The sequence below is a fragment of the Nisaea sp. genome (assembly GCF_039990255.1).
Classification (GTDB): Bacteria; Pseudomonadota; Alphaproteobacteria; order Thalassobaculales; family Thalassobaculaceae; genus Nisaea.
The window spans coordinates 692,135-713,249 of the sequence record NZ_JBDXGG010000018.1; the positions used below are offsets into that span (position 1 = coordinate 692,135).

Here is a 21,115-nt window from a genome sequence, read left to right on the forward strand (position 1 = left end):
ACGCGCGGCGCCGGTCGAAAGACCGGCGCCGTTGTTTTTGGCGCCAGTCAGATATAGATCCAGATTTAATCGAAGATAGATCAGACCTCAGTTCGGTCAGTCGGCGAATTCGGACTGTTTGTATCCTTGCAGATAAAGCAGGCCGCTGAGGTCTCCGTGATCGATCCGAAAGGTGGCCGCCTCGCGCACTGCCGGCTTTCCCCGGAACGCCACACCCACGCCCGCGGCCTGCAACATGGCCAGATCATTGGCTCCGTCACCGACCGTGACGGCGTTCGCTGGATCGATGCCGAGTTCGGCGCAAAAATCGTTGAGAGCAACGAGCTTTGCATCCCGCCCCAGAATCGGCTCTCCGACGGTCCCGCTAAAACAATTATCGGTGACGTTTAGCGTATTGGCGCGGTCGGTATGGAAGCCGAGCCGTTCGCGCACCGGACCGGTCAGCGAGGTGAAGCCGCCTGAGACGAGCGCGGTATAAGCTCCGTCGCGGCGCATGGTTGCGACAAGTGCTTGCGCCCCCGGGGTGACTTCTACTTCGGCCAGAAGTCGGTCCAGCAGACTGGAAGGATGACCCGCCAGCATCGCGACCCGTTCCTTCAGGGCCTCCTCGAAATCAAGCTCGCCCCGCATGGCCCGTGCGGTGATCGGTGCGATCTTGTCGCCGATCCCAGCATAGGTCGCGAGATCATCAAGAGATTCGGACGTAATGATGGTGGAATCCATATCGGCGATCAGCAGTCGCTTTCGGCGTCCGGCTGAAGGCTGGATATTGATATCCGCCGACAGATTGGAAAGCGCGGAACGCAGAGTGTCCGCAAGATCTTCGGCGAGGGTGCCGTCGAATGGCAGATCGACGGCAATTTCCGAAGAGAGCCAGTCGGCTGTGCCGACGCTAAGACCATTGCTGCGAAGGGCTTCTTCAGCTTCTGCTACTGCAGCGGCGTTCAGGGACGGAGCTGCTGGATTCGCTGTAAGCGTGAGGACATATTGCATAGGCTCGGCTTATCGCGTAATCGCCATGGGCATGTCCAGCGAAGTTTCAGATACAGAAGACGGCTCCGGCACAGCCGGCGCCACTGCGACCCGAGCCATTGTCATCGGCGGACCGACCGCGAGCGGCAAGTCTGCGCTCGCAGTCGATCTTGCCGAGGCGCTGGGCGGGACCGTTATCAATGCGGACTCGATGCAGGTTTACCGGGAGCTGGAGATCATCACCGCCAGACCAGACCCGGCCGACCTGGAACGGGCGCCACACAGACTTTACGGGTTTCTCGGTGCTGCTGAAGTCTGCTCAGCTGCACTCTGGCGTGAACATGCCCTTGCGGAAATTCGCGAAGCCGCTCGGGCGGGCAGGGTGCCGATCCTCTGCGGCGGTACCGGCCTCTATCTGCGCGCCCTGACACATGGCCTTTCCGAAATGCCCGAGGTCTCGCCAGAAGTGCGGGCCGAAGCGCGCAGATTGCATGCGGAGGTCGGAGGGGCGGCACTCCGGCAAAAGCTGGCTGAGGGTGACCCCGTACTGGCTGCGCGCCTGCACGACGGAGACAGTCAACGGCTGATCCGGGCCTGGGAAGTTCTGCAAGAAACGGGGCAGCCGCTTTCCGCTTGGCAGGAGCGTCCGGCGGAGCCGCCGGAAGGCATCAACTTCTTCACTGTCACACTGTTGCCGGAACGTGCGTCTTTGTATCGCAGCTGCGATGTGCGCTTCGAAAAAATGCTGGAACGTGGTGCGTCGGAGGAGGTGGAGGCATTGATGGCTCTTAATCTTGATCCTGCTTTGCCGGCTATGAAGGCATTGGGTGTTCCGCAACTCATTGAATTAATTAATGGAAATATGGCTCGTGAGGAGTGCGTCCGGATCGCGCAACGGGACACGCGACGCTATGCAAAACGGCAGATGACCTGGTTCCGAAATCAGGTTCATGCAAATTTTACTCTCTGTGAGCAATATTCGGAAAGATCGGACAGAAGAATCTTTAAGAATATTCGTCAATTTCTGTTGACCGGTCATATCTGACGGTCTAGGTTCCGGCCCGTCGCGGCGCCTCCGGTGTCGCGATATTTGTCTGCATTTCTGTCGATCTAATTGATTTGACAGATTTTTATCTGATCAGTCCCGCTTGAGAGTGGGCGCGGCTTTTGCCGCAACTGCGAATGTGATTTGAGAGAGGAACGGTAAAATGCCTACCCCGCGCACGCCGAATGCCCGAAAACCCGACGCCCAGATCAATGGGGCGGCGATCATTCTCAAAGCGCTGCAGGATCAGGGTGTAGAGGTTGTATTCGGCTATCCCGGCGGGGCGGTGTTGCCGATCTATGACGAGATCTTCAAGTCCAACCGTATCCGCCACATTCTTGTGCGCCATGAGCAGGCGGCCGTGCATGCGGCGGAAGGTTACGCGCGTTCCACCGGCAAGGTCGGCTGCGTGCTGGTGACGTCCGGTCCGGGCGCGACCAATGCCGTGACCGGTCTGACCGATGCGTTGATGGACTCTATTCCGATTGTCTGCCTGACCGGACAGGTACCGACGCATCTGATCGGCAATGACGCGTTTCAGGAAGCGGATACAACGGGAATCACCCGGCCGTGCACCAAGCATAATTACCTTGTGAAAGACGTCACGCGGCTCGCCGACACCATTCATGAGGCGGTTTATGTCGCCAAAACCGGTCGTCCGGGCCCGGTGGTGGTCGATCTGCCGAAGGACATCCTGTTTGCCGAAGGGCCGTATTATGCCCCGAACGGCAATGAGCACCCGAGCTACAAGCCGCAGGTGAAAGGTGATGAGAGCGCCATTGAGCGTGCAGTCGATCTGCTGGCAAAAGCCAAGCGGCCGATCTTCTATGGCGGCGGTGGCCTGATCAATGCCGGTCCGAAGGCTTCGAAACTCTATGCAGAACTGGTGCGTCTGACCCAGGCACCGACTACCCTGACGTTGATGGGCCTCGGTGCCTATCCGTCGCAGGATCGTCAGTTCCTCGGTATGCTTGGCATGCATGGTACCTACGAGGCCAACCTCGCGATGTATAATTGCGACGTGATGATCAATATCGGCGCACGGTTCGACGACCGGGTGACAGGACGGATCTCCGACTTCTCGCCAAATTCGACCAAAGTGCATGTCGATATCGACCCGAGCTCGATCAACAAGAACGTGGTCGTGGACCTGCCGATCATCGGCGATGCGGCCAATATCCTGGAGCAGATGCTGAAGGTCTGGAAGGCCAAGGGCTACACAGCTAACGCAAAGCCGATGGAAAAGTGGTGGGCGCAGATCGAGAAATGGCGCGCACGTAAGTGCCTGGCGTTTACGGAAGACACGTCGATCATCAAGCCGCAGCATGCGATCAAGCGGCTGTACGAGCTGACACTTGACCGTGATACCTACATCACTACCGAAGTCGGTCAGCATCAAATGTGGGCGGCCCAGTATTTCGGCTTTGAAGAGCCGAACCGCTGGATGACCTCCGGTGGCCTCGGCACCATGGGCTACGGCCTGCCTGCGGCGATGGGCGTGCAGATCGCGCATCCGGACTCTACGGTGATCGATATTGCCGGTGAGGCATCGTACCTGATGAATATTCAGGAATTGTCGACTCTCTCCCAGTACCGGCTGCCGGTGAAGTCCTTCATCGTCAACAATCAGTGGATGGGGATGGTTCGGCAGTGGCAGGAACTGAACCATGGTGGCCGATATTCCGAGAGCTATTCGGAGAGCTTGCCGGACTTCATCAAGGTCGCGGAAGCCTTCGGCGGCGTTGGCCTAAGGGCCGAGACTGTCGATCAGCTTGATGATGTCATCATGGAGATGCTTGAGACGGACCGTTTCGTGCTGGCTGATATCATGGTCAAGAAGGACGAGAACTGCTTCCCGATGATTCCGTCCGGAGCGGCGCATTACGAGATGCTCCTTGGGCCGGATGACAAGGCGGAGCTGGAGACGTCGGAGAACGGGATGGTTCTGGTCTAGAAACCCTGTCTGAAGGTCTGTCGCCCGCTTGCCGGAAAAGGCGCGGGCGCCATTCGTCCATTCACTCTATAAGGTATCGGCGGCCGGTCGGCCGCCCAGAATTCGGAGCGTATAGTGAACGCAGTCACTGAAATCGCAGAAGCGACCCACACTCTTGCCGTGCTGGTGGACGACGAGCCGGGTGTGCTTGCGCGTGTCATCGGCCTGTTTTCCGGTCGCGGTTATAACATTGAAAGCCTGACGGTCTCGTCGGTCGACACGGCGGCGCACTTGTCCCGGATCACCATTGTGACCACAGGGACACCGCTGATCATTGCCCAGATAAAGGCTCAGCTCGGTCGTTTGGTGCCGGTTCATGCCGTGCACGATTTGACGCTCGAAGGCCCGCACCTGGAGCGCGAGCTGGCGCTGATCAAGATCCGCAATATCGGCGAGCATCGTATTGAGGCGCTTCGTATCGCGGATGTGTTCCGCGCTCGCGCCATCGACAGCACGCTTGAAAGCTTTGTTTTCGAGCTGACAGGCAGCCCGTCAAAGATCACGGCGTTTGTCGAGCTCATGAGCGCGCTGGGCGCCATCGAGGTCTCCCGCACCGGCGTCGTCGCGATCGCCCGGGGCAGCAATCTGGATATGCCTGTCTCCAGCACGCTGGAGGTCAACCGCAAGAAGGCACAGAAAAAGGCCTGAACGGGCCTAAGGCAGCGGGAGTTACCGGAGCCCGACCCGTTGCCCGATTAATTCTGCCCGGCGATCTTCGCCGGGTGGGAGCCACGGGGCTCCACTGAAGTATTGAGATACAGGAACGGAAACGAGAGGGCCTAGAAATGCGCGTCTATTACGATCGGGATGCCGACGTCAATCTGATCAAGAACAAGAAGGTTGCGATTGTCGGTTACGGCAGCCAGGGGCACGCCCACGCCAATAACCTGAAAGACAGTGGCGTGAAGGACATCGTCGTCGCGCTTCGGGAAGATTCGTCGAGCCGTGCCAAAGTCGAAGCTGCCGGTCTTAAATGCATGACCGCAGCAGAAGCGGCTGCGTGGGCTGACGTCGTCATGATGCTGACCCCGGATGAAGGTCAGTCCGACATCTATGATCAGGATCTGAAAGACAACATGCGTGAAGGCACCGCCATTGCATTCGCGCACGGCTTCAACATCCATTTCAGCTTCATCGATCCGCGTCCCGACCTCGATGTCTTCATGATCGCACCGAAGGGCCCGGGCCACACCGTGCGTTCAGAGTATGTGCGTGGCGGTGGCGTGCCTTGCCTGGTCGCTGTGCACCAGAACGGCTCCGGCAATGCGCTCGAGATCGCGCTTTCCTACTCCTCCGCCATTGGCGGTGGCCGGGCCGGTACCATCGAGACCAGCTTCAAGGAAGAATGCGAAACCGATCTGTTCGGCGAGCAGGCCGTCCTCTGTGGCGGTCTCTGCGAGATGATCAAGGCTGGCTATGAAACTCTGGTCGAAGCCGGCTATGCGCCGGAAATGGCCTATTTCGAGTGCTTGCACGAAGTGAAGCTGATCGTCGATCTGATCTTCGAAGGGGGCATCGCCAACATGAACTACTCCATCTCCAACACGGCGGAGTATGGCGAATACGTCACCGGCCCACGCATCATCACCGATTCTGTAAAGGCGGAGATGAAGAAGGTTCTTGAAGATATCCAGTCCGGAGACTTTGCGCGCCGCTGGATGCTGGAAAACCAGGTCAAGCAGGCTGGTTTCAAGACCATGCGCCGTCGCGCCGCCGAGCACGATATCGAGGTGGTCGGCGAGAAGCTGCGCGCTATGATGCCCTGGATCTCCCAGAACGCTCTCGTCGACAAAGCGAAGAACTGATTTGTCAGCGCAAATCTGGCAGAACTAACCTGAGGGTAGCGCGGCGGCGATTCTTTCGCCGCCGCGCCGCCACTTTCGCGCATTAGAAAATTTTTGCTAAAGCACCGCGACAATTAAATTACATAGTAAGCTGATTCTTTGATATGATTCCTCCGTGGCGCCACCGAATTCGGGTGGACGGAGAGAGGTAAATGCAACGAATGACCGTTTTCCGTTGCAAGGCCAAACCGAACTTTGGTCTATTCCGGCGGCGACACTGTATTTGAACCGATTCCGAAGCGCGCGACCGGGCTGAACCTAAATGTTTTTTGCAAACCTACTTGGCATGCTCTCCGCCGATATGGCGATTGACCTTGGGACCGCGAACACGCTGGTCTATGTGAAGGGGCGGGGCATTGTTCTCAATGAACCGTCGGTTGTTGCTATCGCCACTGTGCGCGGCAAGAAGCAGGTTCTCGCCGTCGGGGACGAAGCGAAACAGATGCTTGGCCGAACGCCAGGCAATATTCAGGCGATCCGGCCACTGCGCGATGGTGTCATTGCGGATTTCGAAGTCGCCGAGGAAATGATCAAGCACTTCATCCGCAAGGTGCATAACCGGCGCAGCTTTGCCAGCCCGCAGGTCATTGTCTGCGTTCCGTCCGGCTCGACAGCTGTTGAGCGCCGCGCCATTCAAGAAAGTGCAGAGAGCGCGGGTGCCCGCCGGGTGTTCCTGATCGAGGAGCCGATGGCTGCCGCAATCGGTGCCAACCTGCCTGTGACGGAGCCGACAGGCTCCATGGTCGTCGATATTGGTGGTGGCACCACAGAGGTCGCCGTGCTGTCGCTCGGAGGTATTGTTTATTCCCGCTCGGTTCGGGTCGGCGGCGACAAGATGGACGAAGCTATCATCGCCTATATCCGCCGGAACCATAACCTGCTGGTCGGTGAGGGCAGTGCGGAACGGATCAAGAAGGAAATCGGCTCTGCCTTCCCGCCGGAAGACGGCGTTGGCAAGACCTTGGAAATCAAGGGCCGTGATCTGATGAATGGTGTGCCGAAAGAGTTGGTCATCGACCAGAGCCAGGTCGCTGAAAGTCTTGCCGAGCCGGTTAGCCAGATTATTGAGGCGGTCAAGGTCGCCCTGGAGCAGACCCCGCCGGAACTCGCGGCGGACATCGTCGACAAGGGCATCGTGCTCACCGGTGGTGGTGCGCTGCTCGGCAATCTCGATTACGTGCTGCGACATTCGACGGGCCTCCCGGTCTCCATCGCCGATGATCCGCTTTCCTGCGTGGCCCTCGGTACCGGACGCTGCCTCGAGGAAATGAAGGTACTCCGCAACGTTCTTATCGGTGCCTACTGACCGGTGAGATTGTGGTAATGGCGTTTGCTTAGGAAGGAGCAGGCAAGGAATGGGGCGTAGACCGGCATCATTTTCCCGCGTCGCCCAGCCTGTGCGAACCCTTTGGCAACGCTTTGCGTTCACTGCCCTTGTTCTGGCGGCTTTCGGTCTGATGCTGCTTGGCAAAGCCGACATTGTTGTCGTCAAGCGATTGCAGATTGCGGCGGTTGACGCCGTAGCACCTATTCTCGATGCCCTTTCGCACCCTGCTGCTGCCGTCTCCAGAGGTGTGGAAACCGTCATTTCTCTGCGTGACCTGCATGCGGAGAACGAGCTGCTGCGTGAAGAGAATGGTCGCCTCAAACAGTGGCAGCATGTCGCTCATCTGTTGGAATCGGAGAATAAGGCGCTTAAACGTCTGACAAAGCATGTCGGACCGCCGCCTGTAAGCTACATTTCTGCCCGTGTGATCGCCGAGGCTGGCGGCCCGTTCGTCCGGAGTGCCTTGTTGAATGCCGGGCGTCGCAGCGGTGTCCGGCGCGGCCAGGGTGTGGTCTCGGAAGACGGACTTGCCGGGACCGTTGTCGAAGTTGGCGAGTTGCATGCACGTATGCTTCTGGTGACGGACCTCAATGCCCAGATTCCGGTTCTGATTGGCGCGGCGCGGGAGCCGGGCATTCTTGTCGGCGACAATACGAACCATCCGCGCATTCTCTATCTGCCGCAGAATAATCGCGTTTCTCCCGGCGATTTGGTGATCAGCTCCGGTCATGGCGGGATGTTGCCCGCCGGTTTGCCGGTCGGTACTGTTTCCTCCGTTTCGGAATCCGGTATTCGCGTAAAGCCGGTGGTGGACTGGACGCACCTTCAGTTCGTCCGCATCGTCGATTACCTGATGCAAGGCGTGATCGCAGGTCCGATGGATCCGCCGCCCTTCACTGTGCTGGCGCCGGACCCTGAGCCGACGCTGGTTGAACGTCTCGGGGTTACCCGCGGGAAGACCGATAGATGAAGACAAGTTTCGTCCAAAGAATGGATCTTTGGGCGCGCCATCTGATGCCTGCCGCGACGATGTTGCTGCTGGTGCTCGTGAGCGCGGTACCGCTCGGAATTCCAGGATACGCGCAGGTCTCGCCTGCCTTTACACTGATGGCTGTGTTCTACTGGGCCGTTTACCGACCGGATCTCACGCCGCCTTCGGTGGTTTTCCTGACCGGTCTGGCTGAGGATCTGGTGCATGGCTTTCCGCTCGGCCTGACCGCCATCATCTTCCTCGCTGTCTATGGTGTGGCCACAACCCAGCGTCAGACTTTCCTGACCAAACCCTTCTTCATTGCATGGGGCGGTTTTGTCATCATTTCCTTCGGCGCGTTTCTGCTGGACTGGACGCTCATGTCACTGTTTTCGCTGGCCTGGATCGCCCCGGATACAGTGCTGGCACGCTTTGGGCTGACGGTGGCACTTTTCCCGGCCATGGCCTGGCTCTTCGTTCGCATTCACCGCTATCTGGTGCGATAATATGCGGATGAAGAACCCAAAGGATCAGGATACCAAGCGGGCCTTCACCCGGCGCTCGCTGTTACTCGGCGCGGGCCAGCTCAGTCTTGTCGGTGCGCTTGGTGCGCGGCTCTACTATCTGCAGGTCGTAGAAGCGGATCGGTACCGGACGCTGTCCGAAGAAAACCAGTTCAATCTGGAGCTTCTGCCGCCGACCCGTGGCTTGATTCTGGACCGTAATGGAATTCTGGTTGCCTCGAACGAGGATAATTTCCGGGTCGATCTCGTGCCCGAACAAACCAGTAATGTGCGCGCCACCATCGATGCGTTGCGTCAGGTGGTTCATGTGGCCGAATGGGACGTAAAGCGGGTGCTGAAAGAAGTCGCCCGCAAGCGCAGCTTCGTGCCGGTGACGGTGGTGGAAAATCTGACCCGCGATGATATCAGCCGGGTTGCGGTCAATGCACCTTATCTGCCGGGTATCCGGATCGAGGAGGGCCGATCCCGGGTTTATCCTTATGCCTCAAAGGCAGTGAATATAACGGGCTATGTGGCGGCTGTCTCCGACACCGAATTGACCGGCGATCCGGTGCTTGAGTTACCGGACTTCCGCATCGGTAAGAGCGGTATCGAGAAGCTTTACGATAAGGAAATGCGCGGTTCTGCGGGCCGGCGCCAGGTTGAGGTAAACGCGCTCGGCCGGATCATCCGGAAACTTCCAGGCGACGACGGACAACAAGGTAAGAATGTTCACCTTACCCTTGACATGAACCTGCAGGTTTTCGCGCACGAACGGCTTGAGCGCGGTAGCTCTGAACGGGTTCCCATTGCGGATATCCGGGTTCAGGAAGCTCTAGCGCGGTCCGGTGTGCCGAAGCGCTATCTGGAGAACGACGACGGAACGGTGTTCCTCGACAACGGCGGTAAAATTGTGCCAGGCGAAAGCGGCGCCGCGATTGTCATGGATGTGCATACTGGTGAGGTGCTGACCCTTGCTTCGACGCCGGGTTTCGATCCGAACAATTTCAACAAAGGCCTGAGCGCCCGGGATTGGGAAAACCTGCTTTCCAATCCGCGCCACCCTTTGACCAACAAAGCAATCGCCGGGACTTACCCGCCAGGCTCTACCTTCAAGATGATCGTGGCGCTTGCCGCACTCGAAGCCGGAGTTATTGGGCCCGAGACGGAAGTCTATTGCAACGGCCACACCGATCTTGGCAATGCCCGCTTCCACTGCTGGAAGAGGTGGGGGCATGGCAAGATGGATGTTAAGGATGCGCTTGAGCAGAGCTGTGACGTCTATTTTTACGAGGCCGCAAAACGGGTTGGGATCGACCGAATCTCGGAAATGGCGCGCCGCTTCGGCCTTGGCGAGACACTCGAGATTGAGCTGCCGGGTGAGCGCAGCGGCCTGATTCCGACCCGGGAGTGGAAGCTTGCCGTGCGCGGTGAGCGTTGGCAGAAGGGCGAGACCCTGATTACCGGTATCGGTCAGGGCTTTGTTCTGGCCACACCGCTCCAGCTCGCGGTGATGACAGCACGGCTGGTCAATGGTGGCTATGCGGTGAGGCCGACTCTTATCCAGCGTCAGGAAAGCAACGCGCCGATCCCGAAAGTGAATGTCTCGCGCGGCAATCTTGCCCATGTGCTTGAAGGCATGCGGCGGGTGGTGAACGGTGCAAATGGCTCGGCACGGAGCGCCAAAATCCCTGAATCCGGTTTTCAGGTCGGTGGGAAAACCGGAACAGCCCAGGTCCGGAGGATCACCAAAGCGGAGCGGGCGACCGGCGTTATTCAAAACGAGGATTTACCCTGGCGCGAACGTGACCACGGTTTGTTTGTCGGTTATGCTCCGGCGGACGCGCCGCGCTATGCGATTGCGGTGGTGCTTGAGCATGGCGGCGGTAGTAAATATGCGGTGCCTATTGCCCGCGACATTCTCGCCCGAGCGATGACGGTGGATGGCTTTGAAGCATCTGAGGCCGAGCCCGTCGAGATTTTGCCACAAAGCCAGCCTGAAACGGATCAGGGTTAAGTCATGGCGACTGGCATGCACTCAAATTCTCTCAATCCGCCGGAGCTGACGCTCGGCATCAAGCTGCAGCAGATCAACTGGGGGCTTATCCTGCTCTTGACGCTGATCGCTTCCGTTGGCTTCGCCATGCTCTATTCGGCCGCCAACGGTAGCTGGACGCCCTGGGCGATGCGTCAGGCTATTCGGTTCGGCGTTGGACTGGTGATCACGCTCAGCATCGCGCTCGTCGACCTGCGGTTCCTGATGCGCTGGGCTTATGCATTCTATTTTCTGTCTCTCGGCCTGCTTGGAGTTGTCGAGGTCGCGGGCGAGATCGGCATGGGCGCACAGCGCTGGATTGATCTCGGCGTTTTTCGTCTGCAACCTTCCGAGCTGATGAAACTGGCGCTGGTGCTCGCTCTGGCGCGGTACTTCCATCGCCAGACATTCGAGGAGGTTGGCCGCATCAGCAGCCTTTTCGTGCCGCTGGTTCTGGTCTTCGCTCCGGCGATACTGGTGCTGCGACAGCCCGATCTGGGCACGGCGGGCATGATCATTCTCGGTGGTGGAGCGATTTTCTTCCTCGCCGGTGTAAGGATCTGGAAGTTCGTCACCGTTCTTGTGCTTGGCCTGTCTGCTATCCCGATCGGCTGGCAGTTCCTGCATAATTATCAGAAGAACCGGATCTTAACGTTCTTGAACCCGGAGAACGATCCTCTCGGCGCCGGGTATCACATTTTGCAATCGAAGATCGCGCTCGGCTCCGGCGGGCTATTCGGTAAAGGGTTCCTGCAAGGCTCTCAAAGCCATCTGAATTTCCTGCCAGAAAAGCAGACCGATTTCATCTTCACCATGCTGGCCGAAGAGCTGGGTCTGGCGGGAGCGTTGTTCCTGCTGCTGCTCTATGTCCTGGCACTCGGATACGGCTTTGCCATTGCGCTGCGCTGTTCCAGTCAATTCGGTCGCCTGTTGGCGCTCGGAACAACCACGACGTTGTTTCTCTATATGTTCATCAACATTGCCATGGTAATGGGGCTGATCCCGGTCGTCGGCGTGCCGTTGCCGCTGATTTCCTATGGCGGAACAGCGATGCTGACCGCAATGATCGGTTTTGGCCTGATCATAAACTGCTATGTTCACCGTGACATTGAGATCGGTCGGCAAGGGTTTGAAGACGAAGATTGAGCCTGACGACCGTGATAGGCGGCGGTTGAAATGTTCTAATGTTGAGTTTTCCGTAATCAGAAAAGCGACTTAATAGACTTTTAAGGGGTTTTTCTGTTAAACTTGTACGATTGAGAGTTTTGTTAGCGGCCATGCCGTCCGCTGTTTCCGGGGCAGGTCCAAACAGGTTGGTGACCCTTGGACAAGATTGAACGCAAGAGCCTTAAAATTCTCGCCGACTCCACGCGTGAGAGTCAGGGTGATACCGATCTCACGCGTAACCTTGATGCGGCGGCTGAAACCGGCGATCTCCAAGATTATGATCGTGCGCGGGACAGCTTCGATTCCCTGCCGCCGGAAGAACGGCGCAGTATCGGTAGCGGTGCTGTAGAGCAGGCGGAAACGGCTCGGATCGAGGCGAAACTTTCCAAAGCAACCCGGGGCCGTCCGCCGGCGCCGGCGGAGCAAGCTGAAGAAGAGCGCGATATGCTCGGACTGGATTGGGTTCTGGGAAAGCCTGAAGGCGCGCCGGAGGTGTCGCGCAAGAAAAAAAACCGAGTTCGTGACCCGAAATCGCCCCGACCAACGGCTCAAGCGCCGCTATCGGATGACGGCGAGGGGAACTGGAATTGGCAGGCCCTGCCTGACGATCCGACTCTACGTGGAAGTAACAAAGACAAGGACCCGCTGCAGGAGCTGCGTGAACAGTTGCTCGGCCCGGGCTCCGGCCAAACCTGGCGTAGGTCCGCACCCTCCGGAGAATAGTCCAAAACCCGCTTGCAATCGGATCACGCCTTTAGTATCTATCCGCTCCTTCGACGGGCGGGCGCATAGCTCAGTTGGTAGAGCAGCTGACTCTTAATCAGCGGGTCCAAGGTTCGAGTCCTTGTGCGCCCACCACTCTCCGCCCGTGAATGCCTCTCCCGATTACATCGGCCATTCATCCGGCTTTGACACGTGGACGTGGTTATTGGGCCGTTATGAAACTGGCCCGCATCCCCTGTGCTTGACTGTCGCCTCACCACTCGGGAGGAAGGCAGCCATCGACGGCGGTTCTCCGACCATGGTCATGAATACCTTTGAGCCGGCAATCTCTAATCCGTCGATCATCGTCTGTCCGTAAGGCCCCTCGGGGAGCGTGTCGTCCACATCAACTGTGAAGACGACGCGACTGCGCCCGTCGAGCCTGTCGAACAAGATGGAGACAACGCGGTCTCCGTCCGTGACTGGTTCAAAGCTCCTGATGGCCCCGTGTCCTTCGGCTATTTCAAATGGCTGATAGACGCTTGCGCCCGCGCCACCTTCGGAAATGTCAAACAACAATCCACCTGCGGAGCTTCTCAGGTCGATCTGCAGACCGAAATCGTAGAGGTCGCAATCCATGCGATTTTCCACGATGAATAGGTCTTTAGGCGCAGCCTCGACGAAGGTCACGGCGAGGTCCGCCCGCGCCGCCGAAGATAGCAGTATGAAAAGGATGATGATGAGCGCGCGACAGGTCATGGAACAGATTTAGATCTGCGCCGGTATTTGCACAGGGGGGCAGGTGACTCAGGTGTCACACGTTAGCTGTGCCAGCGTGTTTGGTGTCGTTCAGATCAGCGATTTTTTGATGACTTACAAGTTAGTGATTATACAGAAAGTTTGCCTGCTGTAGCCTGAAGGCAGGCAAACTTGCCTGCAGTGGGAGATCGAACATGCAAAAAATCAAAACAATACTGGCCGGTATCGGCCTTTCCGCCGCTCTTCTTGTAGCGGCCCCAGCGTTTGCGGATGGCCACCTGGAAAAAGCTATTGAAGCTCGTAAGGCGGCGATGCAGCTCTATTCCTTCAATCTTGGCCAACTTGGTGCGATGGCTAAAGGCAATGTCGCCTATGATGCGGCTGCGGCAAGTGCCGCTGCTGGTAACCTCGCCGCGCTGGCTGCTCTGAGCCAGGGGGCAATGTGGCCGAAAGGCTCGGACGCAACAGCGATGCCCGACAAGACCCGCGCCAAGGCGGAAATCTGGTCGACCTACCCAGAGATCAGCGGGAAGAGTAAAGCGCTCGCGGATGCTTCGGCCGCGATGGCCAAGGTTGCCGGTGATGGTTTGCCGGCCTTGCAAGGGGCGATGGGCGATGTCGGTAAAAGTTGTGGCGGATGCCATAAACCCTTCCGCGCGCCCAAATAGGCGAACCTCGTTCTGTAGGAGCCTGGCTTAATGCCGGGCTCCGCATGACGCGCGGGAGAAGGTAAGATGACAGGTGGAGTGCGCAGGGCGTTCCTCGGGGTTGCGGTTGTTGCTGGCGCAGTCGCCGGGTGGGTTCTGACTGCGCCTGAAACGGTGCCGGATAATAGTGTGTCGGCCGTCGGCGGTGATGTTGAACGTGGCCGGACGATTTTCGCTATAGGCGGCTGCGTTTCCTGTCACGCGGCGGATGACGCTAAGGGAGAGCGCAAGCTGGTCCTTTCGGGCGGCCGGCCTTTCGTCACCGCTTTCGGGACCTTCTATGCCCCGAACATTTCTCCCGATCCCGATGCTGGCATCGGGGCTTGGGATGTTGTCGATTTCGTCAATGCCATGAAGCATGGCGTTTCGCCCGATGGCAGCCATTACTACCCGGCATTCCCCTACACTTCTTACGCTCGGATGAAGACCGAAGACCTGCTGGACCTCTGGGCCTATATGAGGGCGCTGCCAGCGAGTGGTCAGGCGAACAGTCCACACGCAGTCGGCTTCCCGTTTTCGGTCCGGCGAGGTCTAGGCCTCTGGAAACGGCTCTATCTCGATCCTGGTCCGGTGGTGGAGGTCGGCGTCGATTTGGAGAGAGGGCGTTACCTGGTTGAAGGGCCGGGCCATTGCGGGGAATGCCATACGCCACGCTCTGCTATCGGTGGCCCCGATCTTTCGCACTGGCTGGCAGGTGGGCCCAATCCGGACGGGGAAGGATCCATCCCGAACTTGACTCCGGCCGGCAAGGGGATTGCGTCGTGGTCGGAAGCCGATATCGCGGAATACCTGAAATCCGGGTTCACCCCGGATTTTGATACTGTCGGAGGTTCGATGGTTGAGGTGGTAGATAATACCAGCCAGTTGAGTGACGAGGATCGCCGCGCGATCGCCCGTTACCTCAAATCTGTCCCTTCGATAAGCGCGTTAGAATAAGCTCCCCGGTAACGGCTGATCGATAGAGCGCCTCTATGTTCGTTAGGCGGCCAGAGAAGTGTTGCCACTGCCCCATTTGCTAATCGAATCGCGGATGGCTTCGTCGAGCTCAATGAACTCTGCTCCGAAGCCTTTGACGCGCTTGCGTTGCCTGACAACTTTCGCACGGGCAGTGCCGAGCCCAGTCAGGTCAATTTCGATTACCGAGCCCTCCGGTACAAGCTGGTCGGTGCCAATCTCAAGTCCAGACTCCGAGATGTCGTGGATATTGCAATCATACCAGGTATTTCCGGCGCGGAACCTGGATGTTGTCATGAGCGATTTACGCTCTGCATCGCGCCGATTTCCCGCCGCAGATTCCCGAACGATTGCAGTCAATCGGCCTTGCAGTTCGAGCATTTTTTCAGTGATCACGCTAGCGGACGAACTGATCTCCTTCGATATGTTACCATTCTCCGCGGCCGAAGAGGCAACACCCGTGATCTTTCCTGAGACTTCCTGGGTGCCCATAGCGGCTTCCTGGACGTTCTGTGTGATTTCATTGGTCGTATCGGTTTGCTGCTCAATCGCGGACGTGATTTCTTCCGAGATTTCGTTTATCCGCGACACGGTATCGCCGATTCCCCGCATTGCCTGAACCGCATCGCTGGCGATGTTCTGGATGCTCTGGACTTGCCCGGCGATTTCTTCCGTCGCGCTGCCGGTTTGGTTGGCGAGTGATTTTACTTCCGATGCAACAACCGCGAATCCTTTTCCTGCTTCCCCGGCGCGGGCCGCTTCGATTGTCGCATTGAGGGCCAGAAGATTGGTTTGCTCAGCGATATCCGTGATCATATTGACCACAGCGCCGATCTTCTCTGCTGCGCTCGCCAGCCCCTCGACCGTTGTGTTGGTTTTCTCGATCTCAGTTGCCGCATCCCTTGCGATACTGGTTGACGAGCCGACCTGACGGCTGATCTCCTGAATCGATTGGGACATCTCCTGGGATGCTGCGGCGACGGTATTAACATTAACTGTTGCTTCCTCGGAGGCGGCTGCGACAGCCATGCTTTCTTCTCTCACATTATCCGCCGACTGGTTCATGGTTTCCGAGCGTTGGCGCATTTGCTCCATCTCCGTGGCGATAGAGGCGACCGCAGTTTTCAGCTCATCCTCCAGCTGGTTGCTGAGGGTCAACATCTCTTCCTGCAACCGGCGCTGTTGTTCTTCCTGCTCCTGCTGTCGGGATTCGGTCATCTGCTCGAGCTCGATGTTGGCTTCCTTAAAAACCGAAACGGCTTCCGCCATGCTTCCGATCTCGTCTTTGCGTTCTAGCGCGGGCACTTCCACACTGTTATCTCCCGTGGAAAGACGGGCCATGGCGGATGTCAGTTTTACGATCGGGCGCGCAATCGCATTACCGATGAACATGCCGCTAAAAAGCCCGCCGATAAGACCGATGGCGGCAAGAACGATGATGATCTTCAAACTCTCTCGCTCATGTTGCTCCGCGATGTAGAGCGAGTGCTGTGTGAAGTCTTCGATTTCAGTAAGAGTATTTTTCATCTTTTCATCGAGGACGATTTCCAGATCTTCAGCTTTCTCGGCGAAACCCGTTGCTGCTTCAATGTCTCCAGCCCGAATTGCTTCAAACGAGGATTTGGCGAAAGCCTCGTAATCAGCATGAATCAACTTGGCTTCTTTCGTCTGCGCGGAGATTAAATTAAACTCCTCAACTGCGGTTGTTGAGCCATGAGATGTGGCGATTTGGATGGCGTGTTTAAGTTTTTCTTCGAGCTCAATGAATATTTCGTCTGTGGCCTTACTCTGTTCTTCGAATTTCTTGATTTCTTTGGAGACTGTGGCCTCGACATCCATGCCATTTTTCATTATTCCGGCAAACCGCAGGGCTTTTTCGAAGTGAATCGCTTGCTCGAGCTGCAATACGGTTACTTCTGTCAATTGCCGGGTGATTGGCATGTCCTCTTCTGCAATCTCTTTGAGTTCCATACCTATCAGGTTCATTGAATATACGGCATAAGCCAGAGCAAGTAGTGGAAGCGGGAGAGTGACGAGGCATACGGCTACTATTTTCTTGCGGATCGAGAGACTGGTAAACATGTCGAGCAACCCTTTACGTGATCATTTAGTAAGTTGTTGTGCTAAAAATTGCACAACTAAAACATTTTTATTGTCCGATTATAGTTTATTGGGATCATGAATATCTCCCTATTGTTGAATCTAGGGTGCATAAGTGGGTATTTAATTATTTTTTTAAGTGTTTTTCTACTTTTAGTGTTCTTTTAATATGATTAATATCATATTATTAACGATGTGTTAATGCTTTTGGAAACATGCGTAAATTCGGAATCTTTCTGGGTGGTGTCTCTCATGTGCGCTTGCGGTAAGTCCTGATTGCTGCGGCGAACAGGATGAACGGCATTGGCGCTTCGTCTTGGGTAAACGGTCTCTTTCCGCTAAATTGGAGCTTGTTGCTTCCCGTGCTGGGCTCGGTTGTTGTAAAGTAAATACTCTTTTCTGGTCACAATCAGAGTGACTGTTGGGTTGCCCATGCAACCTTCCCCCGGACTATCCCGACATGGCCGACCGATATGGCGGCGTCAACGCACCCGCCCGGCTTTGCCGCTGCGATGGGAAATTGAAAAGGAACAGGTAGTAATGCCAATCAAGAACCGTATCGCCGAATTCGAGGGCGAAATGCGCGAATGGCGCCATGACTTTCATATGCACCCGGAGCTCTGTTACGAAGAGACGCGGACGGCCGGAATTGTTGCTGAAAAGCTGCGCTCCTGGGGGATTGAAACTCATGAAGGTGTTGGCAGGACCGGTGTGGTTGGCGTCATCAAGGGTAACGGTTCCGGAACAGGTGCTATAGGCATCAGGGCGGATATGGACGCGCTGCCGATGCAGGAAGTCTCAAGCCCGGAATATAAGTCGACGGTTCCCGGCAAGATGCACGCCTGCGGCCATGACGGGCATACGTCTACGCTGCTCGGCGCGGCGAAATATCTGGCAGAGACACGGAATTTCGACGGCACCGTAAACCTCTACTTCCAGCCCGCTGAAGAAGGCGGTGCAGGGGCCCGGACGATGATTGAGGACGGCCTGTTTGAGCGTTTTCCGTGCGACGCCGTCTATGGACTGCACAATATGCCACAGCTTCCAAAGAACACCTTCGGCATCCGTAAGGGGCCGCTAATGGCAGGTGCCGACAGGGTCACCATCACCATTAAGGCCCGCGGCGGCCATGCGGCGATGCCACACATGGCAATTGATCCGATTGCCATCGGAACACAGATCTATCAGGCTGCCCAGACCTTCGTTTCCCGCTCGATCAATCCGTTCGATACTGCCGTTGTCAGCATCACACAGTTTCATGCCGGTACGGCGAACAATGTCATTCCGGGCGAGGCCACGTTGGATGCGTCTGTCCGCACCATGACCAAAGAGGTCCAGGCGCTGATAAAGGAGAAGTTCCGTAAGCTCTGCGAGGGTTTGGCGCTGGCTAACGGGATTGAAATCGAATGCGAATACCACGAGGGATACCCGGTCACGTCTAACCATGATGCTCAGGTCGATCGGGTCATCTCTGCCGCAGCCAGCGTCGTCGGCATGGAAGCTGTTGACCCTGAGACCGAAGCATTGATGGGGAGTGAGGACTTTTCCTTCATGTTGGAAGAGCGCCCGGGCGCCTATATCTTCCTTGGCGGTGGCGACGAAACCCACACCCACTCGGTGCACCATCCGGAATATGACTTCAACGACGAGACCCTGACCACAGGTGCCAGCCTGTGGGCGGCTCTAGTAGAGGCGGAGCTGCCGCGCGCCGGCTAGTCCGCAAACGATAATTCATTTCTGCGGCGCCTCTGGAAACAGGGGCGCCGTTTGCATGCCGGGAAAATTGCTTTCTGTTGCCGGGCTGGACGGGAGATGCGAGCCTCCACAGTTAAATCGGTGACATGTTTCCTCGTGGGGGCAAGATGAGTGCGGAACGACCGTCGCTGACGGAAATGCTCGACATTGAAGTGACGCTCGATGTCGTCGATATAGGCGCCAATCCGATTGCGGTCGATGGCCGCCCGCCTTATCAGGATCTTCTTGAAGCAGGGAAGGTGCGGCTCGTCGGGTTCGAGCCTAACATGGATGCCTTGGCTGAGCTGCAGTCGCAGAAAAGCGCACATGAAACCTATCTTCCCCATGCGGTTTACGATGGAACTGAGCAGGTTTTGAGGATCTGTAAAGCGCCGGGTATGACCTCTTTGTTGGAACCCAATCCAGCGGTGCTGAACTGTTTTCACGGCTTCGACGAATGGGGCCAGGTAATTGGCCGAGAGACGGTCCAGACGGTTCGCCTGGATGACGTTGCCGAGATTGATAATCTCGACTTTCTGAAAATCGACATTCAGGGTGCTGAGCTGGAAGTCTTTCGGAACGGGACCGACAAACTCGCAAACTGTCTTGTTATTCAGTCTGAAGTCGAATTCATGCCGATGTATGAGAACCAACCTCTGTTCTCAGACGTCGATCTGTTCTTGCGGCAACATGGGTTCATGCTTCATCGCTTCGTTCAGCAGGTGAGCAGGGTGGTCAAGCCGCTTACCGTTGATAGCAATCCATATGCTGGTCTTAGCCAGTTCGTGTGGGCCGATGCGATCTTCATTCGGGATTTCACGCGCTTCGACTTGCTGAACCCAGTGCAGTTGCTGAAAATTGCGTTGATCATGCATGACGTTTACAGCTCTTTCGACGTCGCCCTGCGGGCACTGCTGACCCGCGATGCCATGCTGGGAACGCGTTTTGGCGAGGCGTATCTGCGGAAACTGGAACGTCACTAGTGCGCGTCGTTTGTGCGTCCTGACCTTGTCCTGACCTCTGATCCCCGCCACGCTGTGTTCCAATTGGGGAATCATCAGGTGGGGAAGCGCGATGACATCGCAGGAGTTTGATTTTGAAGGCGTGGTTCGGCCGGACCTGCCGGCGCCGGCGGGGCGCTGGAATGGGTTTCCGGACTTCAACTTCGTTGGTGGTCACAATGCGCCGGAGAGCATTCCAACCGACGCTCTGGTTGATGCGGCGACACGCGTTCTGCAGCGCGAGGGGGCGACTCTCGCAACCTACAGTCTGGAAAGCGGCCCCCAAGGCTATCGCCCGCTCCGTGAATTCCTTGCCGGGAAACTGGGCCGCGATGCGGGGATGACCTGTACGGCGGACGATGTGCTTCTGACTTCCGGCTCCCTGCAGGGGCTCGACCTTATCAATGAGGTGATGCTGGCGCCGGGGGATACGGTGTTGATCGAGGAGGCGACCTACGGCGGTTGCCTGACGCGGTTCCAGCGCCTCGGCGTTACCCCGATCGGTATCAAGTTGGATGAACAGGGCATGCGGATGGACCATCTGGCCGAGACCCTGGCCAAACTGGCTTCCGAAGGAAAAAAGCCGAAATTCATATACGTCATCCCGACCGTGCAGAACCCGACCGCCTCAATTATGCCGTTGGACCGCCGCGAGGAGTTGCTGCGGCTGGCCGAGCAGTACGATGTCGCCGTGATTGAGGACGAGTGCTACTCGGACCTGATCTGGGATGGCAAGCGTCCCCCTGCCTTGCATGCGCTGGACAAGAGCGGACGTGTGGTCTTTGTCGGCTCCTTCTCCAAATCCATCGCTCCGGCCCTTCGCGTCGGCTTCATCGTTGCACCCTGGGCGTTCTTGGCGCGATTGCTGTCCTGCAAGACCGACGCAGGTTCCGGCGCCCTTGAGCAAATGGTGTTGGCCGAATTCTGCAACATGCATTTCGAAGATCATGTCGCCGGGCTGAACAAGGTGCTGAAGCAGAAATGTGATGTGCTGGTCGAGGCGATGGAGAAGAACTTCGGCACGGTGGCGGAATTCGAAGCGCCGCCGGGCGGCATCTTCCTTTGGGTCAAACTGCCGGCCGAGGTCGATACGTCACGCCTTGCGGCGGAAGCGGCCAAGCACGGTATCCAGGTCAATCCGGGTGCCGAATGGTCTATTGAAGGGCCAGGGGCGAAGCGGGCGATCCGAATCTGTTATGCCAACCCTCCTATTGAAACTATCCGCAAGGGGGTGGCGGCACTCGCTGAGGTCTGTCGGGAGGAGTTCGGCGTTCCTAAGACCATCGCGAACGCATGATCTGT

18 protein-coding genes and 1 tRNA gene are annotated in these 21,115 nt (G+C 57.3%); 16 read left to right on the plus strand and 3 right to left on the minus strand.

What is annotated here, in order from left to right; translation table 11 throughout:
• Nucleotides 1-96 precede the first annotated feature (96 nt).
• Nucleotides 97-993, minus strand: a complete 897-nt coding sequence (gene serB, locus ABJ076_RS13520) for a phosphoserine phosphatase SerB (RefSeq protein WP_348187991.1) — start codon at nt 991-993, stop codon at nt 97-99.
• On the opposite strand from serB, the gene miaA reads away from it, so the two are divergent.
• The 11 genes from miaA (at nt 977) to ABJ076_RS13575 (ending at nt 12,714) form a co-directional block, all read left to right on the plus strand.
• Entirely contained in the window at nt 977-2,017 is a 1,041-nt protein-coding gene (miaA, locus tag ABJ076_RS13525) for a tRNA (adenosine(37)-N6)-dimethylallyltransferase MiaA (RefSeq protein WP_348187993.1), read from the plus strand. The two genes, serB and miaA, sit on opposite strands and share 17 nt — an antisense overlap.
• A gap of 163 nt (nt 2,018-2,180) precedes the next feature.
• Nucleotides 2,181-3,971, plus strand: a complete 1,791-nt coding sequence (locus ABJ076_RS13530; RefSeq protein WP_348187996.1) for an acetolactate synthase 3 large subunit — start codon at nt 2,181-2,183, stop codon at nt 3,969-3,971.
• Between the two features lie 114 nt (nt 3,972-4,085).
• Entirely contained in the window at nt 4,086-4,658 is a 573-nt protein-coding gene (ilvN, locus tag ABJ076_RS13535) for an acetolactate synthase small subunit (protein ID WP_348187998.1), read from the plus strand.
• 137 nt (nt 4,659-4,795) lie between these two features.
• Nucleotides 4,796-5,815, plus strand: coding sequence for a ketol-acid reductoisomerase (gene ilvC, locus ABJ076_RS13540; protein ID WP_348188000.1), 1,020 nt, complete (start codon nt 4,796-4,798; stop codon nt 5,813-5,815).
• 301 nt (nt 5,816-6,116) lie between these two features.
• A complete protein-coding gene (locus ABJ076_RS13545) occupies nt 6,117-7,160 on the plus strand; it encodes a rod shape-determining protein (RefSeq protein WP_193171299.1) in 1,044 nt (347 codons plus the stop codon).
• 49 nt (nt 7,161-7,209) lie between these two features.
• Nucleotides 7,210-8,151: a rod shape-determining protein MreC gene (mreC, locus tag ABJ076_RS13550; RefSeq protein WP_348188003.1), complete on the plus strand. Its 942-nt coding sequence runs from the start codon at nt 7,210-7,212 to the stop codon at nt 8,149-8,151.
• Entirely contained in the window at nt 8,148-8,657 is a 510-nt protein-coding gene (gene mreD / locus ABJ076_RS13555) for a rod shape-determining protein MreD (RefSeq protein ID WP_348188005.1), read from the plus strand. The genes mreC and mreD overlap by 4 nt, the downstream gene beginning before the upstream one ends.
• 7 nt (nt 8,658-8,664) lie before the next feature.
• The gene (gene mrdA, locus ABJ076_RS13560; protein ID WP_348199692.1) at nt 8,665-10,671 is read left to right on the plus strand and encodes a penicillin-binding protein 2; all 2,007 of its coding nucleotides are present in this window, start codon (nt 8,665-8,667) and stop codon (nt 10,669-10,671) included.
• Between the two features lie 15 nt (nt 10,672-10,686).
• Nucleotides 10,687-11,835 (plus strand): rod shape-determining protein RodA, encoded by a 1,149-nt coding sequence (gene rodA, locus ABJ076_RS13565; protein WP_348188011.1) that lies wholly within the window; start codon nt 10,687-10,689, stop codon nt 11,833-11,835.
• A gap of 177 nt (nt 11,836-12,012) precedes the next feature.
• Nucleotides 12,013-12,579: a hypothetical protein gene (locus ABJ076_RS13570; protein ID WP_348199691.1), complete on the plus strand. Its 567-nt coding sequence runs from the start codon at nt 12,013-12,015 to the stop codon at nt 12,577-12,579.
• A gap of 59 nt (nt 12,580-12,638) precedes the next feature.
• Nucleotides 12,639-12,714, plus strand: a tRNA-Lys gene (locus ABJ076_RS13575).
• A 78-nt stretch (nt 12,715-12,792) separates the two neighbouring features.
• Here ABJ076_RS13575 and ABJ076_RS13580 read toward each other — a convergent pair.
• Nucleotides 12,793-13,317, minus strand: a complete 525-nt coding sequence (locus tag ABJ076_RS13580) for a hypothetical protein (RefSeq protein WP_348193987.1) — start codon at nt 13,315-13,317, stop codon at nt 12,793-12,795.
• Nucleotides 13,318-13,511: 194 nt separating this feature from the next.
• Between ABJ076_RS13580 and ABJ076_RS13585 the strand changes: the two genes are divergently transcribed.
• Nucleotides 13,512-13,985, plus strand: coding sequence for a cytochrome c (locus ABJ076_RS13585; protein ID WP_348193989.1), 474 nt, complete (start codon nt 13,512-13,514; stop codon nt 13,983-13,985).
• Nucleotides 13,986-14,051: 66 nt separating this feature from the next.
• Complete coding sequence (locus tag ABJ076_RS13590; RefSeq protein ID WP_348193991.1) at nt 14,052-14,960, plus strand: cytochrome c; 909 nt, start codon at nt 14,052-14,054, stop codon at nt 14,958-14,960.
• A 42-nt stretch (nt 14,961-15,002) separates the two neighbouring features.
• Here the strand turns inward: ABJ076_RS13590 and ABJ076_RS13595 are convergent, their stop codons facing one another.
• Entirely contained in the window at nt 15,003-17,060 is a 2,058-nt protein-coding gene (locus ABJ076_RS13595) for a methyl-accepting chemotaxis protein (RefSeq protein WP_348193993.1), read from the minus strand.
• A 558-nt stretch (nt 17,061-17,618) separates the two neighbouring features.
• On the opposite strand from ABJ076_RS13595, the gene ABJ076_RS13600 reads away from it, so the two are divergent.
• From ABJ076_RS13600 to ABJ076_RS13610, 3 genes are all read left to right on the plus strand, one after another.
• Nucleotides 17,619-18,794: a M20 aminoacylase family protein gene (locus tag ABJ076_RS13600; RefSeq protein ID WP_348193995.1), complete on the plus strand. Its 1,176-nt coding sequence runs from the start codon at nt 17,619-17,621 to the stop codon at nt 18,792-18,794.
• Nucleotides 18,795-18,940: 146 nt separating this feature from the next.
• A complete protein-coding gene (locus ABJ076_RS13605) occupies nt 18,941-19,795 on the plus strand; it encodes an FkbM family methyltransferase (protein ID WP_348193997.1) in 855 nt (284 codons plus the stop codon).
• Between the two features lie 91 nt (nt 19,796-19,886).
• Nucleotides 19,887-21,110, plus strand: coding sequence for a PLP-dependent aminotransferase family protein (locus ABJ076_RS13610; protein ID WP_348193999.1), 1,224 nt, complete (start codon nt 19,887-19,889; stop codon nt 21,108-21,110).
• Nucleotides 21,111-21,115 lie beyond the last annotated feature (5 nt).

Bases quoted from the DNA above. Each gene is read 5' to 3' on its own strand.
- serB (WP_348187991.1), bottom strand. From the start codon at position 993: ATGCAATATGTCCTCACGCTTACAGCGAATCCAGCAGCTCCGTCCCTG.
- ABJ076_RS13530 (WP_348187996.1), top strand. From the start codon at position 2,181: ATGCCTACCCCGCGCACGCCGAATGCCCGAAAACCCGACGCCCAGATC.
- ilvC (WP_348188000.1), top strand. From the start codon at position 4,796: ATGCGCGTCTATTACGATCGGGATGCCGACGTCAATCTGATCAAGAAC.
- ABJ076_RS13545 (WP_193171299.1), top strand. From the start codon at position 6,117: ATGTTTTTTGCAAACCTACTTGGCATGCTCTCCGCCGATATGGCGATT.
- mreC (WP_348188003.1), top strand. From the start codon at position 7,210: ATGGGGCGTAGACCGGCATCATTTTCCCGCGTCGCCCAGCCTGTGCGA.
- mreD (WP_348188005.1), top strand. From the start codon at position 8,148: ATGAAGACAAGTTTCGTCCAAAGAATGGATCTTTGGGCGCGCCATCTG.
- mrdA (WP_348199692.1), top strand. From the start codon at position 8,665: ATGAAGAACCCAAAGGATCAGGATACCAAGCGGGCCTTCACCCGGCGC.
- rodA (WP_348188011.1), top strand. From the start codon at position 10,687: ATGCACTCAAATTCTCTCAATCCGCCGGAGCTGACGCTCGGCATCAAG.
- ABJ076_RS13580 (WP_348193987.1), bottom strand. From the start codon at position 13,317: ATGACCTGTCGCGCGCTCATCATCATCCTTTTCATACTGCTATCTTCG.
- ABJ076_RS13585 (WP_348193989.1), top strand. From the start codon at position 13,512: ATGCAAAAAATCAAAACAATACTGGCCGGTATCGGCCTTTCCGCCGCT.
- ABJ076_RS13590 (WP_348193991.1), top strand. From the start codon at position 14,052: ATGACAGGTGGAGTGCGCAGGGCGTTCCTCGGGGTTGCGGTTGTTGCT.
- ABJ076_RS13595 (WP_348193993.1), bottom strand. From the start codon at position 17,060: ATGTTTACCAGTCTCTCGATCCGCAAGAAAATAGTAGCCGTATGCCTC.
- ABJ076_RS13600 (WP_348193995.1), top strand. From the start codon at position 17,619: ATGCCAATCAAGAACCGTATCGCCGAATTCGAGGGCGAAATGCGCGAA.
- ABJ076_RS13605 (WP_348193997.1), top strand. From the start codon at position 18,941: ATGAGTGCGGAACGACCGTCGCTGACGGAAATGCTCGACATTGAAGTG.
- ABJ076_RS13610 (WP_348193999.1), top strand. From the start codon at position 19,887: ATGACATCGCAGGAGTTTGATTTTGAAGGCGTGGTTCGGCCGGACCTG.